At 67.0% G+C, this 13554-nt stretch carries 11 protein-coding genes and 1 pseudogene; 3 read left to right on the top strand and 9 right to left on the bottom strand.

Features of this window, described 5'->3' with window-relative positions; all coding sequences use genetic code 11:
- Positions 1-6 precede the first annotated feature (6 nt).
- Positions 7-477: an HAAS signaling domain-containing protein gene (locus AO716_RS15425; protein ID WP_055242601.1), complete on the bottom strand. Its 471-nt coding sequence runs from the start codon at positions 475-477 to the stop codon at positions 7-9.
- On the bottom strand, positions 474-815 hold the full coding sequence (locus AO716_RS15430; RefSeq protein ID WP_055242603.1) for a PadR family transcriptional regulator: 342 nt from the start codon (positions 813-815) through the stop codon (positions 474-476). The genes AO716_RS15425 and AO716_RS15430 overlap by 4 nt, the downstream gene beginning before the upstream one ends.
- Positions 816-987: 172 nt before the next feature.
- Here AO716_RS15430 and AO716_RS15435 point away from each other — a divergent pair, with 172 nt between their 5' ends.
- Entirely contained in the window at positions 988-1842 is an 855-nt protein-coding gene (locus AO716_RS15435) for an aldo/keto reductase (RefSeq protein ID WP_055242605.1), read from the top strand.
- Positions 1843-1855: 13 nt separating this feature from the next.
- Here AO716_RS15435 and AO716_RS15440 read toward each other — a convergent pair whose 3' ends face one another.
- Positions 1856-2227 (bottom strand): winged helix-turn-helix transcriptional regulator, encoded by a 372-nt coding sequence (locus AO716_RS15440; protein ID WP_235472132.1) that lies wholly within the window; start codon positions 2225-2227, stop codon positions 1856-1858.
- A gap of 64 nt (positions 2228-2291) precedes the next feature.
- Here AO716_RS15440 and AO716_RS15445 point away from each other — a divergent pair, with 64 nt between their 5' ends.
- Positions 2292-4607, top strand: a complete 2316-nt coding sequence (locus tag AO716_RS15445) for an LLM class flavin-dependent oxidoreductase (protein WP_082413674.1) — start codon at positions 2292-2294, stop codon at positions 4605-4607.
- Between the two features lie 109 nt (positions 4608-4716).
- Positions 4717-5793 carry an alkene reductase gene (locus tag AO716_RS15450; RefSeq protein WP_055242609.1) on the top strand — a complete coding sequence of 359 codons (1077 nt, stop codon included), beginning with the start codon at positions 4717-4719 and terminating at the stop codon, positions 5791-5793.
- Between the two features lie 53 nt (positions 5794-5846).
- Here AO716_RS15450 and AO716_RS17915 read toward each other — a convergent pair whose 3' ends face one another.
- The 6 genes and pseudogenes from AO716_RS17915 to AO716_RS15475 form a co-directional block, all read right to left on the bottom strand.
- Positions 5847-6392, bottom strand: coding sequence for a DUF2254 family protein (locus tag AO716_RS17915; protein ID WP_414826589.1), 546 nt, complete (start codon positions 6390-6392; stop codon positions 5847-5849).
- Positions 6320-7171: pseudogene (locus AO716_RS15455) on the bottom strand (DUF2254 family protein); the annotation flags it as partial. The pseudogene AO716_RS15455 and the gene AO716_RS17915, both read right to left, overlap by 73 nt.
- 136 nt (positions 7172-7307) lie before the next feature.
- Positions 7308-7658: a nuclear transport factor 2 family protein gene (locus AO716_RS15460; RefSeq protein ID WP_055242611.1), complete on the bottom strand. Its 351-nt coding sequence runs from the start codon at positions 7656-7658 to the stop codon at positions 7308-7310.
- Between the two features lie 229 nt (positions 7659-7887).
- Positions 7888-8232: a hypothetical protein gene (locus tag AO716_RS15465; RefSeq protein WP_055242613.1), complete on the bottom strand. Its 345-nt coding sequence runs from the start codon at positions 8230-8232 to the stop codon at positions 7888-7890.
- Between the two features lie 5 nt (positions 8233-8237).
- Positions 8238-11162: an aminotransferase gene (locus AO716_RS15470; protein ID WP_055242615.1), complete on the bottom strand. Its 2925-nt coding sequence runs from the start codon at positions 11160-11162 to the stop codon at positions 8238-8240.
- Between the two features lie 292 nt (positions 11163-11454).
- Entirely contained in the window at positions 11455-13398 is a 1944-nt protein-coding gene (locus tag AO716_RS15475; RefSeq protein WP_055242617.1) for a heavy metal translocating P-type ATPase, read from the bottom strand.
- Positions 13399-13554: the final 156 nt, after the last annotated feature.

The raw sequence follows: 13554 nt of genomic DNA on the forward strand, positions 1-13554 counted from the left end.
CGCGCATCAGAGGACACGGATCAGGCGAAGGGTGAACAGTCCCACGGAGATCACGACCGCAGCGACGGACACCCACAGGGCAGCCCGCTGCAGGGACCGGTTTCCGGCATGCTGGCGCAGCCTCAGGACCGCCCACGTGAGCATGGCGATGGAGAGCAGCGGAAACACGTAGAACACCAGGCCTGCGACCGAGCCGGCAAGCAACCAGACGTCCGCCCAGGACCTGGCTGCTGCCGGCGCCGGGACGGCGGGTGCGGCGGTGCTCGCGGCGGCCACGTCCTCCACCGGACCAAAATCGGCGATGACGCGCTCAGCGGTCTGCTCGGAGTTCCCGTGCAGGCTGAGCATCTCCGCCGCGTGCTCACGCATGGCCTGGACCGTCTCGGCGTGTTCCCGCGGGTCCGAGCCCGTCAGCGCCCGGTCCAGGTCGGCGAAGTATGCCTCCAGCAGTTCCGGCATTCTTTCGGTGGTGCTCATGAAGTCTCCTTAATAGCGGCTGTGACATCCGCGGCGAACACGTTCCAGGTGTGGGTAAAGATCTTCAACGCGGCCTCGCCCTCGCCGGTGAGGTGGTAATAACGCCTGGGTGGTCCGACCGGCGACGGCTCCAGCGTGGTGGTGACCCATCCCTGCTGCCGCAGCCGTGAAAGCAGCGGATACAGGGTGCCTCCACTGGCGAACAGGATCTTTCCTTCCCCGAGGCGCTCGGCAATCTCCAGGCCATAGGCGGGTCCGGAACGCAGGCAGGCAAGAACGCAGTAGTCCACAGTGCCTTTGCGGAGCTGCGTCAAAACCGACTCACGGGATGGTGTCATGCACTGCACGCTACTGGTAGCTTGCATTGCATGCAACCCCTCGGGTGCATTCATCCAGTGGCACGGTACCGCCCGGTGCGTGCCACGAAACCACGACGCCCATTCCGCTGGCCGGACGCACGCGGGACCATGGCAGGGGAAGAACGATCCGCCAATCCGGAGGAGCCGGACCATGATCCTGAACGAAACCTATACCCTCGCCAACGGCGCCCCCATTCCCAAACTGGGGTTCGGCACCTGGTTCATTGAGGACGGAGCCGCTGCGCAGGCGGTGCAGGACGCGATTGGAATCGGCTACCGCAACATCGACACTGCGCAGGCCTACGGCAATGAACGCGGCGTCGGTGAGGGTGTGCGCTCCAGCGGTGTCCCGCGGGACGAGCTGTATGTCTCCAGCAAGCTGGCCGCGGAAATCAAGGATTACGACGGCGCTGTGTCAGCGATCGACGGATCGCTGACACTGATGGGCCTGGAGTATCTGGATCTGATGATGATCCACAGTCCGCAGCACTGGAACGACTGGCGCGGCGGATCCTATGCCGAGGGAAACCGGGCAGCGTGGCGGGCGCTGGAGGAAGCGCACGACGCCGGGAAGCTGCGGTCCATCGGCGTCTCCAACTTTGAGCAGGCGGACCTTCAGAACATCTTCGCCGCGTGCACCGTTCCTCCACAGGTCAACCAGGTGCTGCTCCACGTGGGAAACACGCCCACGGAACTGCTCGACTTCTGTACGGAGAACAACATGCTTGTGGAGGCATATTCACCGATCGCGCACGGGGAGATCCTGGGCAACGCTGAGGTGGGCGTTATGGCGGAGCGGTACTCGGTCTCCGTGCCGCAGCTGTGCATCCGGTACGCCCTGCAGCTGGGCACCGTGCCGCTGCCGAAAACCACAAACCCCGAGCACATGCGCACCAACGCGGACGTTGACTTCGTCATCTCCGATGCGGACATGGAAGCCCTGCACGGGATGAGCGTGACCGACTACGGAAAGTCCGGCAAGTTCCCGGTGTTCAGCGGGAAGTAGCTGTCTTCGGCGGCTAGGAAGCTGCCGCTTCTTCGCCGGGCGTCTCTTCCCAGCGGCGCGAGTACTGGCCGATTGGCTGCAGGGCGCGCAGCAGATCAATGCCGCGGCCGGTGAGGTGGTAGCGGATGCTTACCGGCACGGTGGGTTCCACGATGCGTTCCACGAGTCCGTAGCCCTCAAGTTCACGGAGCCGGAGGGTGAGCATCCGTGCGGACAATCCCTGGACCCGGTTCTGAATCTCCGTAAACCGCTCGGCGCCGGTGCCCAGGGCCAGCAGGATGCCGCCCACCCAGCGCCGCCCAACAATCTCCATGACAGTGGTTAGCCGCATGCATTGCTCATCATCGATGGTGAACGGCGGGGCTGGTCTGTTTTTTGACGTCACTTACGAAAAGTAAGTCGCTTATGCGGTGGTTGTCAATGGTCCGGGGCGGGCAGATGCTGAAGGCATGCCTGATTACCTGCACCCGCTTCGTTTTGGCAGCTTCATCACCCCGCTGGCTTCCGCGCCGCAGGTTCCAGTCGACCTGGCCCTGCTCAGCGAGGAGCTGGGCCTGGACCTGGTGACCTTCCAGGATCACCCGTACCAGCCGAAGTTCCTGGACACCTGGACCCTGCTCTCCTGGGTAGCTGCCAGGACCTCGCGCATCCATGTCTCGGGGAACGTGCTCAACCTGCCGCTGCGGCAGCCCGCGGTGCTGGCCCGCTCCCTGGCAAGCCTTGACCTGCTCAGCGGCGGACGGGTGGAACTCGGCATCGGTGCCGGGGGCTACCTCGACGCTATCGCAGCAATGGGAGCACCGAAGCTGACCGTGGGAAATGCAGTCAGCGGACTGGAAGAGGCGCTGGATATCATCCGCGGAATCTGGGACTCCGAGAACCCTGAGCCCTTACGCGTGGAGGGCCAGTTCCACCGGGTGGACGGCGCCGCGCGGGGGCCGGCACCGGCTCATGACATCCCCATCTGGCTGGGGGCATACAAACCCAGGATGCAGCGAATCATCGGCCGGAAGGGCGACGGCTGGCTGCCCAGCCTGCCGTGGATGAAACCCGGCGACGTCGACCGCGGCAACCAGGTCATCGACGAATCCGCCCGCAAGGCAGGGCGGGACCCGCGGCAGATTACCCGTTTGCTGAACGTGACGCCGCAGTCCTCCGCGGAAGACCTGGCAGAACTGGCCACCGGGCACGGCATGAGCGTGTTCATCCTTGCCTCAGACGACCCGGCGGAGCTGCGGCGGTTTGCCGAAGTCACCGCGCCCCGGGTCCGTGACCGGGTGGCGCAGGCGCGGACGGCCCGAGCCCGTGCCGGCAGCGCAGTTCCGGAGTCAATCCCGAATACGGTGCCGGGTTCCACCCCTGCTGAACCGGCACCGGCACGGACGTTCCATGGTGACCCGATCCCGGAAGCACTGGCTGCCCGGACAATGTTCCCGGGCGATCCGGGGTACGCCCGCTACACGTCCAGCTACTTCCGCGGCGCCCGGCCCGGCGTCGTCGTCCGCCCCGAAAATCCAGCCGAGGTGCAGGAAGCGGTGCGCTTCGCCGCCCGCCACCGGGATGTTCCGTTCGGAATCTTCAGTGCCGGGCACGGGCTCTCAGGCAGGTCGCTGAACACCGGTGGAATCGTGCTGGCGCTCGATGCGCTGAACTCCGTCACCGTCAGCGGCGGCAACAGGATTCAGGTGGGGCCGGGCGCTCGCTGGGGCGAAGTGGCCCAGGCGCTGGCACCCAAGGGACTGGCGGTCACCTCCGGGGACTACGGCGGAGTCGGCGTCGGAGGCCTGGCCACAACGGCCGGGTTCGGCTGGTTCGCCCGCGAACGCGGCCTGACCATCGACTACCTGCGGTCCGTGGACGTTGTCACCGCAGACGGGGCCCTGGTGCACGCCAGCGCGGACGAAAACAGCGACCTGTTCTGGGCTGTACGCGGTGCGGGAGCGAACTTCGGTGCCGTCGTCTCCTTCGAATTCGAGGCGCACCCGGTAGCCGCTCAGGTGGGTTTCGCGATGCTCGTGTTCACACCCGATGACGTCGCCGCGTTCCTGCAGGCGTGGGGAACCACCGTTGAGGCAGCGGATCCCATCGTCACCGGATCACTCATGGTGGGACTCGCCGGGGCCGGCAGGCCGTCCGCGGTCCAGGCGGTGATCGTGGTGGACTCCAGTGATCCGGACACCGTACTTGAGCAGCTGCAGCCCTTCGCCGGGCTGGCGCCGCTGGCCGACCAGCTGGTTCAGATGATGCCTTACACGGCCTTGATGGAGGTGCCGCTGACAGGCGAAGGGCAGTCCGGCAGAGGCGAGCCGCACGGCCATTCCGGCCTGGTCCGCCACCTGGACGCCGACGTTGCGCGCGGCCTGGCGGAAATCATGGCCACTGACCGGCCCTTCTTCCTCAGTGTCCGTTCGGCCGGGGGAGCCGTGGGCAGTTATCCGGCCGACTCGACGGCGTTCGGCTGGCGGGATGCCAACTTCCTGATCTCCCTCCTGGGCGGCCGGTCCGACGACGTGCAGCAGCGCTGGCGCGACCTGCTTCCGCTGATGGAAGGCATGTACCTCAGCTTCGAAACGGACACCGGGCCCGACGTCGTTGCCCGCGCCTTCCCGCCCGGCTACCTGCTGCGGCTGCAGGCGCTCAAGGCAACCTGGGATCCGTCCGGACTGTTCCGCGACAACTTCTTCATCACCCCTGAACCGCAGCCGGCAGGCTCAGGTACCGGGCCCGGATCGGTCACGGCCGGCTCCACCTCGCGGGCGGTGTGATCTTGCCGCGCTGACGGAATATCCGCGGCCGGGCTGCGGGTTGTTGCTGGGTGTACGAACGTCGGGACAACCCCTGCCCTGATGCGATCGAGAGAAAGCACCCGTCCTAGTGAACCTGTTTACCCCGCTGACCGTCGGCACCATGGAACTGCCCAACCGGCTTGTCATGGCCCCGCTGACCCGCATGCGCGCCAACCTCGACGGCGTCCCCACCGACATCATGGTGGACTACTACCGCCAGCGCGCCTCGCTCGGCCTCATTGTCAGTGAAGGCATTTACCCGTCCTTCACCGGCCAGGGCAACACCCGGATGCCCGGCCTGGTCACCGAAGAACACGTCGCCGGCTGGAAGCGCGTCACCGACGCCGTGCACGAAGCCGGCGGGCGGATCGTCGCCCAGCTGATGCACTCCGGCCGCGTCGGCCACGAGAACGTCAGCGGCCGCCAGCCGGTAGCTCCCAGCGCCATCGCGCTCTCCGGTGAGGCACACACGTACGACGGAAAGCAGCCCTACCCGGTGCCGCACGCCCTGACCGAAGCCGAGCTTCCCGGCGTCGCACAGGAATTCGCTGCCGCCGCCGCGAACGCCATCAAGGCAGGGTTCGACGGCGTTGAGCTGCACGGTGCCAATGGCTACCTTCTGCAGGAATTCCTCTCACCCGTCTCCAACACCCGCACTGATAACTACGGCGGATCCCCGGAGAACCGTGCCCGCTTTGTCCTGGAAGCCTTCCGGGCCGTAGTCGAGGCCGTCGGCGCAGAGCGCACCGGCATTCGGATCTCCCCGGAGCACAACATCCAGGACGTGCTGGAAACCGACCGCGACGACGTGCTGGCCACCTACACGGCACTGGTGGACGGCATCGCACCGCTGAAGCCGGCCTACCTCAGCATCCTGCACAAGGACCCGGCAGACGATTTGGTCCAGGAACTGCGCCGCCGCTTCGCCGGACCGGTCCTGCTGAACACCGGCTTCGGTGTGGAGACCACCCGTGAGTCCGCCCTCGGGCTGCTGGATGAGGACCTGGCTGACGCCGTCGTCGTCGGCCGCCCGGCCCTCGCCAACCCGGACCTGGCCCGCCGCTGGCAGGAAGGCGCGGACCTGAATGCACCGGACTACTCCACGTTCTACACGGACGGCGCTGCCGGCTACACGGACTACCCGGAGCTGGCTCCGGTTTCCTAGCCAGCCTGGTTCCGGCCGGCTGCAGCCGTGTGTTCTCCTGCAAATGGGAGGAACTAGCGGCTGTGGTCGGCCGGGTCTGTCTCATCTGCGGACAGCGATTCCAGCCGGCGGAGGTCCTCAGGGTGCAGCCCCGGGTGCTTCCGCAGTGAGTCAAGGAGCAGGTTCATTTGCCGGTGCAGCGGTGCTGAACGTTCGGGACATCCTTCCTCGTTGACGTGGGTGATGAGCATGCGCAGCACCCGGAGCAGCGCGGCGGCAACCTCGGGCTGGTCCAGGCAGGCCTGGCGCAGCTGGTCAAATGCGTGGTCGACGTACTCCTCATGATCCAGGTTCCATGGCTGCACCAGGACTCGTCCTGCGCTGTCCCGGAGGGCTTCCGGAGCCAGCGGGGCAGTGAGGATGCCGCGAAGGAGGCTTCCAAGGCGGAGCGTGATTTCCACAGCAGTGGTGGGGTCGTTGATGGCCGAGCTGAGCGCACGCAGGCCGATGTCCACGAGCTGGCGGATCGCGAATCCGCGTCCTGCAGCATAGTGCGCGCATCGGCCACTTCGATGGCTCCCGCGAGTTCCTGCCGGCTCTCCCTCGAAGGCGCAGGCCATACGGACAGCAGGGGCTCATCCGCATGGACATACGCGCCGATGCGGCTTTCCAGCCGAACCGTAGTGCCAGGCGGAACTGCAGACAGAAGACGGGTACTGTCCACCTGGCTAACCCATCCGCTGACGGGACAGCAGATCACGGCGGCATCTGCCGGCGGGTGGAAATCCCGCGGGTCCGCGGCCTGCAAACCCGCTGGTGCCTTGTCCAGCTCCGCGGCCACGCGACCGCCTTCCGCGGCGATTGCGCGGGCCAGGTTGCCGACCTGAAGCCCACGGGAGAGATGGTCCAGGTGGGCGATGATGCCCACCACGGTGACCAGGGTGAGGACGACGGCTAGTGTCAGCGAAATCCGGGGTGCGTCAGCGGCAGGGTTTCCGCTGAGGCTGGGCAGGATCAGGATGCAATAGAAGAACGTTCCCACCAGCAGGCCGATCACGCCCTGGCTCAGGCGGTCCCGAATGAAGGACCGCATCACGCGCGGAGAGAACTGGCCGCTGGCCAACTGCAGGCTGACCACGGTTAGGGAGAAGACGACGCCGACGGTGGTGATCATTGCGCCCGCCACCGTGGCCAGCAGCCATGTGGCGGCATTGCTGCTCATGGCCAGGGTCAGCGGGATCGGGGCATCGTGGCCCAGGGCTCGGTCAAGGGCAGCAGCGCTGACCGCAAGGGCAATGCCCGCGAGCATCAACAGCGCCGGCAAAAGGAACAGTGACTCGGCGAAGCGGTAACGCATCGCTGCGGCGCGCATCCGCAAAGACTTTCCCCCACGTGACATTCGGCTCGAGACCTCCTTGACAGGTTTCGCCGTCGCCCGGCGGGGACCGGCGTCGAGTTTTTGAACCAGCCCGGACAGCAGGATATCCAGTCCTTCATAACGCCCCGCGACGGCGTCCAACTCCGTAGGCCGGCGTCTAGGCTATCGGCACGATGTAAGAGTCCACTTCGCTGATCAGGCCGTCGCGGAACGTGATCACGTCGCAGTAGTTGAAGAAGACCGGGCCGATGGTCCGGTGCACGCCGTGGCCGGCTCCGGTGATGGCGGTTGTGTTGCCTTCGGTGACCATGCGCTCCAAGCTGAGGTCCGGGGAGCCCTCGAAGCCCGGCTCGCCAATCTCCGCGTCGAACTCTGCCTTGCCGCGGGCGGTACGTGACCCGTGGATGCGCCAGACGACGTCGTCCGTCAGGCAGGCGAGGATCGCCGGGTGGTCACTGCGGCGGAAACCGTCCAGGTACTTGTTCACCAGTTCCTGCTGCGTGCTCATGGCTGGACCTTCCTTCACCTGGCATCCGGGGCGCGGGGACCACCGCGGGTGCCGAATGCTGGCTACGCTAGCGGTTTTTGCCCGTAACAGGAACAGGGTGGGAGCTCCTGACCTCCGCCGCTGCCAGGCTTACCTGCCGCCGGTTCCACCCGCCGGTGCAGCGAATGCCGCCACCAGGCCGGCCAGCGGTTCCGGTCGTCGCACGCATGCCTCCAGTATTACGGCCGGACTATTTCCCGGCGTCGGTGAGGACCAGTCCCAAAATGAGTCCATCCGATTCAACGTCGACGGAGATCCGGTCCTGCTGGGAAGGCACAGCGAAAAGCTGGCGGGTCGATTCCTCCTTGGTGCCGCAGGGGATTGTCACGGGTGTCCCGTTGGCGACGATCACCGACACGTCACCCTCGGATTGGCAGGCGAGATAAACCGCGACAGCGGAAGTGCCGGTACCGGCAAACTCACTCGAGAACGAACCCGATCCGTTCATGGAACCCAGAACCGGCTCATTGGCGGGGGTGGCGGGCAGGCCGGGAGTGTCCCCGAGGCCTACCGGAGCTTTCGGTGCCGGATCCACGGTCGTTACCAGCCCTCGGACAGCACCCGGTCCAGCGTGGCCAGGAAGAACCGGGCACTTTCCGCCGTGAAGCACAGCGGCGGTTTGACCTTGAGGATGTTCTGCCGGTCGCCGGTGGGCAGGACGATCACGCCGAGTTCGAGCATCCGGTCACAGATCGCACGGGTTTCTTCGGTGGCCGGCTCCAGCGTCTCCCGGTCCCGGACAAACTCCACCCCCTGGTACAGGCCCATGCCGTGCACCGCGCCGATCAGCGGATGCCGGTCCATCAGCTCACGGAACCCCTCAGACAGAACCTGACCTACGGCGTCGGCGTTCTGCTGCAGCTGCTCCTTCTCGATCACGTCCAGCACGGTGACCCCGATCCGGCTGCTGAGCGTGCTGCCGCCGCTGGAGGAGAAGAAGGAGCCTTCGGGCGCCAGCGCCGCCGCGATCGCCTTTCGCGTGATCACTGCTCCGAGCGGATGCCCGTTGCCCATCGCCTTGGCCATGGTGACGATGTCCGGCACCACGCCGTGCTCCTCGAAGCCCCAGAAATGCCGGCCGAGCCGGCCGTAGCCCATCTGCACCTCGTCGCAGATGTTCACACCGCCGTGCGCACGGACCGCGGCGTACACCTGTTCCAGGTACCCCGTCGGGGTGCCGACCGCGCCGGCGTTGCCGTTGCGCGGTTCGGCGATGAAGGTGCCCACCGGGGTGCCGGCGTCGTGCAGCTGCTGCAGCTGGCGCGCGACGTCGGCGGCGTAGGCAGCGCCCGCGCCCTCGCCGCGGTGCCGGCCGCGGTAGGCGTTCGGTGCATCCGCCACGTGCACCCAGCCGGGCCGGGTCTCCAACGCCCGCGGGTTGTCCGAGACCGAGGTGGAGACGGCATCGGCACCCAGCGACCAGCCGTGATAGGACTCGTGCACACACAGCACGTCCTCGCGGCCGGTGAACGCCTTGGCCAGCCGCAGGGCCAGCTCCACCGCCTCGGAACCGCTGTTGACCAGCAGCACCGTCTCGAAAGAGTCCGGCACCTTGGCCAGCAGCCGTTCGGACAGCTCAGCCACAGAGGCGTAGTGGAACCGCGAATTGGTGTTCAGCCTCCGCCACTGGCGTGCCGCAGTCTCCGCGACCTCGGGGTGGCCGTGCCCAAGAGCGGTGACGTTGTTGACCATGTCCAGATAGTGCCGCCCGGTGGTACTGATCAGGTGTTCTTTCCAGCCGCGCTCGATCCGCGGCGGGGCGTCGTAGTAGTGCGTCTGCAGGGCGTCATAGGCGCACGTTCGGCGCCGCAGCAGGGTTTCGTCTGCGGCGTCGGCCGCCGGAAGGCCGAACAGCGGTGCCGGATCCGCGAAGCCGGCGGCGTATCCGGGGAACTCGGACGCCTTGACGAAACGCGGCGGCGTCCCGGACGCAGGATAGGCGCCTGACAGCTGCACCCAGACGGTCAGCCGGTCGGCAAGCCCCAGCCGGGCTCCTGCATCAACCGGCCCGGCGCCCGCGTCCGGCTGGAGACCGGAGAGCACGACGGCGGCGTCCCCGCCGTCCAGCCGGACGGTCCCGTTTCCGTCCGCGGACAGTGTTCCGGCAAATGGGGCATGCACTGCCGTCGGTTCAGTGGCCCGGAGCTCGACGGCGAGGGCTGTGTTCGCTGGTTCCTCGGCACTGTTTGCGGCCGCCCGGGTGAGACGGGCTTCCCCGAACCGGGTCAGCACAGCGCCGGCAACACCGGCGGCGGAATCGGACCCGATAGCCGCAGCCAGAATCCGCTGCTCCTCCGCTTCTCCAGCCAGCCATGAGCCGTTGTGGAAGTCTTCGCTGTCCCAGCCGAAGTCCACGCGGACGGGCGCGGCCAGCGCCGGGACCAACGGCAGCCAGGCTGCCATGTCCTGTCCGGCTTGCACCGGCATCCCGAGAGCTGCCCGGATGGAGGCTTCAGCGGCGTTCCAGTCACAGCGGGCAGGAACCTCGAACATGGTCCACTCGCGGTCCAGGGCGTCGGAGGCGTAGTCGTTGCCGGCGTCGACAGTGACCTGGTGCTCACCGCTGACTGCCAGCACGGCTCCGCGCAGGACGATTAGCGGCCACAGTGCCCGCACCTCGGCGTCGGACAGCGGTGCCTGGGCGTGGAACGCCTGGATCATGGGCAGCACCGTGAGCGGATTCGCCGGATCGTGGTGGAACAGCGCTGAGCAGCCGACCGCCAGCTCAGCCACACGCCAGCTGTACATTGCATCGCTGAAGTCGATGATGCCGGCCAGCTCCACACCGCCGCCGGTGCCGGGCGTGCAGACCACGTTGTCGTCGGTCATGTCTCCATGGACGGCCTGGACCGGCAACTGGTCCTTCAGCGCTTCCAAGACAGCACTAATGCGCTCAAGAGTCTGCAGCAGCAGGGCCCGCTTCCAGTCCTTGCGGACGAAGGGCACCAGCGCGGCGACCACGTCTTCACCGTTCCGCAGGTCCCACTGGAGTGCCCGTTCCAGGCCCGGATGTTCAAAGTCCGCGAACGCTGCACTGGTCCGGCCCAGCCAGTCGCCCAGAGCCGTCCGCAGCGCACCGCCTAGATACGGCCGGTCAATGACCGGGGTTCCTTCCACGAAGGTCAGCAGGCGCAGGCAGTGGATCCGTCCGTCCAGATCCGTGGTCTCCACCAGTTCTCCGCCGGCCGAGCGCAGCGGCAGCGGAGTGGCGAAGCCGGCCGCGGTGAGCCGCTCCATGGCGGCGTTCTGCGCCTCGATCTCCGTACGGCTGAATACCGGATTGCTGATCTTCAGCAGCCGCCGGGTGCCGTCTTCGTCGGTGACGAGGAAGTTCCGGTCCTGCTGGCTGCCCAGTTCCTTGATGCCGGACACCTCCAGCCCATAGAACTCCGCGGCCAGCTGCACGGCGTCGTTGGCGGAAACGGCGGGGCGGGGCAGGCCCTCAGGGGCGATCAATGCAGACATGTTCAGTTCCCGGATCCATGGCGGTGTTCAAACGGTGCCCCGATCGTATTCGGCCCCTGAACAGGCCTTCAATGAATTGGGAGATTATGACGCCGGAACGGCCTGGCGCGGGCTGGTGAATCGTTCCCGGGCTGCCGGGCCGGGCCGCGCTTCCCACGTTCCGTGACACCTGTTGACTGATGTGACCTCATCCGTCCCGTCAGCCACAGATCGTGGGAAGGGTGGGCGCGCGCGGAGGGATCCCGCCAGCCGGGCGCCGGGTTTGCGGCATAACTGGGCCGCGGAAGCCCGGCTAGACGGAGCCCGGGACCGGCGCCGAAGCCACCGCAGCCGGTTTGCCTGCCCGCCGGAACAGGGTCTTGCCGTGCAGGGCACGCAGCGCGTTCAGAATGGTGGCCAGGTCCACGAGTTCCTGGGTGAGCGCCCCGGCCACGGCCGGAATGTACCCGAAAGCTGCCACCAGCATCAGGACCAGGCTCAGGGCGATGCCAAGCAAAATGCTGCCCAGCGCCACCTGCATGGTCCGCTTGCTGATGTCCATGGCGGTGGCAACCTTGGAGATGTCGTCCGCGACGATCACGGCGTCGGCGGACTCGCTGGCCGCCGTCGAGCCGCGGGCACCCATGGCGATTCCGACGTCGGCAGCCGCCAGCACCGGCGCGTCATTGACGCCGTCGCCCACCATGATCACCGGCCGCAGGGGCAGTGCCGCCACGGCCTTCACCTTGTCTTCGGGAAGCAGCTCGGCGCGCACATCGGTAATGCCGACGGTCTGGCCCATGCTTTCGGCGGTGGCCAGGCCGTCGCCGGTGAGCATCACCGTCTCGCGGATCCCCAGCCCGCGCAGCCGTTCCAGGGTAGCGGCGGCGTTTTCGCGGGCCGTATCGCTGAGGATCAGGGTGCCGGCGAAGCGTCCGTCCACACTGAGGTAAACCACCATCTGCCCGGGCGCGAGGTCCGCCGCCTGCGTCGCCGGGTCCACTTCCTCAACGAACCGGCGCTTTCCTACCCGCACGGTTCGCCCGTCAATGAAGGCCTCGACGCCGTTGGTCGCCACCTCCTGGGCTGTTTCCGCAGGATGGACCGGCAGTCCGCGCTCCTCGGCGGAAGCCAGCACCGACGCGGCCAGTACATGGGAGGAGTACTGCTCCGCGGACGCCGCAAGGATGAGCAGTTCATCGGCGTCGAAACCGTTGACCGGATTAACCGAGACCAGCTCGGGACGGCCGTAGGTGAGGGTGCCGGTCTTGTCGAAGGCGGCGCTTTTCGCGGCGGAAAGCTGCTCCAGCACCGCGCCGCCCTTGACGATGATGCCGTGCCGGGCGGAGCGGCTCATGCCGCCCATAAACGCCACGGGTGCCGCGATCAGCAGCGGGCACGGGGTGGCCAGCACCAGCACTTCGGCGAAGCGGACGGGGTCGCCGGATACTGCCCAGGCAATGCCGGCAATCAGCAGGGAAACGATCGTGAAGGGCACCGCGAAGCGGTCCGCGAGCCGCACCACGGGAGCCTTGGATTCGCTGGCCTCCTGCACCAGGGCGACGATGCGCTGGTACTGGCTGTTCGCCGTCGTCGCTGTGGCCTGGATGCGTACCGCGTGTGTGCCGTTAACCGAACCGCTCATCACGGCGTCACCAGCTGAGCGGGAGACCGGAATCGATTCGCCGGTCAGGGACGACTCATCGAAGGAGGCGGCGGGCGAGAGCAGCACGCCGTCAACGGGGACCACTTCGGAGGGTTTGACGAGCAGGATGTCGCCCACCGCCACCTCGGTGGCCGGAATGTCTTCGGCCAGCTCGGCGGCGGGTTTACCGGAGACCGGATTCCCGCCGGTATCCGCCTCGGCCGGCAGCCGGTGGGCGATCTGAGGGGCCCGGTCCAGCAGGGCATCGAGTTCGCCCTTGGCCCGGCCGGCGGCGTAATCCTCGAGTGCCTCGCCGCCGGATAGCATCAGCACGATGATCAGCGAGGCGATGTACTCGCCCACGGCTACGGTGGCCAGCATGGCGATGACGGCCAGGATATCCAGTCCGTAGTGCCCACGCTTGATGTCACGGACCATACCCGCGCCGGTGATGGCCACAATACCGAGGGTGTACAGGCTGGCGATCCACTGCGCCGGCCCGCCTGCGCCGGCTCCCCACAGGACCAGGACGACGGCGAGCACAACTACCGTCGCAGCGACTACTGGGTAGTGCCGGACTGCCTTCTGGAAGGACACACGGTTAAGGGCCATGCTTTGGTTTTAGGCTCCTTTGCCCCACGTTTCCAGCAAGAGAAAGCTTGCCTAACCCGGATGGGCCCGGAATTGCCCCGTTGTGGGTCAACGGCCCGCCGCGCAGCGGAGCAAGGCCACAAAGCGGAGCGAGGCGGACCAACCGGAGCGGAAGCC

This window comes from Arthrobacter sp. Edens01, assembly GCF_001307035.1.
Lineage (GTDB): Bacteria > Actinomycetota > Actinomycetes > Actinomycetales > Micrococcaceae > Arthrobacter_B.

What these genes read in the sequence shown, in the direction of transcription:
- AO716_RS15425 (WP_055242601.1), bottom strand. Translation starts at nt 477, where the DNA reads ATGAGCACCACCGAAAGAATGCCGGAACTGCTGGAGGCATACTTCGCC.
- AO716_RS15430 (WP_055242603.1), bottom strand. Translation starts at nt 815, where the DNA reads ATGACACCATCCCGTGAGTCGGTTTTGACGCAGCTCCGCAAAGGCACT.
- AO716_RS15435 (WP_055242605.1), top strand. Translation starts at nt 988, where the DNA reads ATGATCCTGAACGAAACCTATACCCTCGCCAACGGCGCCCCCATTCCC.
- AO716_RS15445 (WP_082413674.1), top strand. Translation starts at nt 2,292, where the DNA reads ATGCCTGATTACCTGCACCCGCTTCGTTTTGGCAGCTTCATCACCCCG.
- AO716_RS17915 (WP_414826589.1), bottom strand. Translation starts at nt 6,392, where the DNA reads ATGGCCTGCGCCTTCGAGGGAGAGCCGGCAGGAACTCGCGGGAGCCAT.
- AO716_RS15460 (WP_055242611.1), bottom strand. Translation starts at nt 7,658, where the DNA reads ATGAGCACGCAGCAGGAACTGGTGAACAAGTACCTGGACGGTTTCCGC.
- AO716_RS15470 (WP_055242615.1), bottom strand. Translation starts at nt 11,162, where the DNA reads ATGTCTGCATTGATCGCCCCTGAGGGCCTGCCCCGCCCCGCCGTTTCC.
- AO716_RS15475 (WP_055242617.1), bottom strand. Translation starts at nt 13,398, where the DNA reads ATGGCCCTTAACCGTGTGTCCTTCCAGAAGGCAGTCCGGCACTACCCA.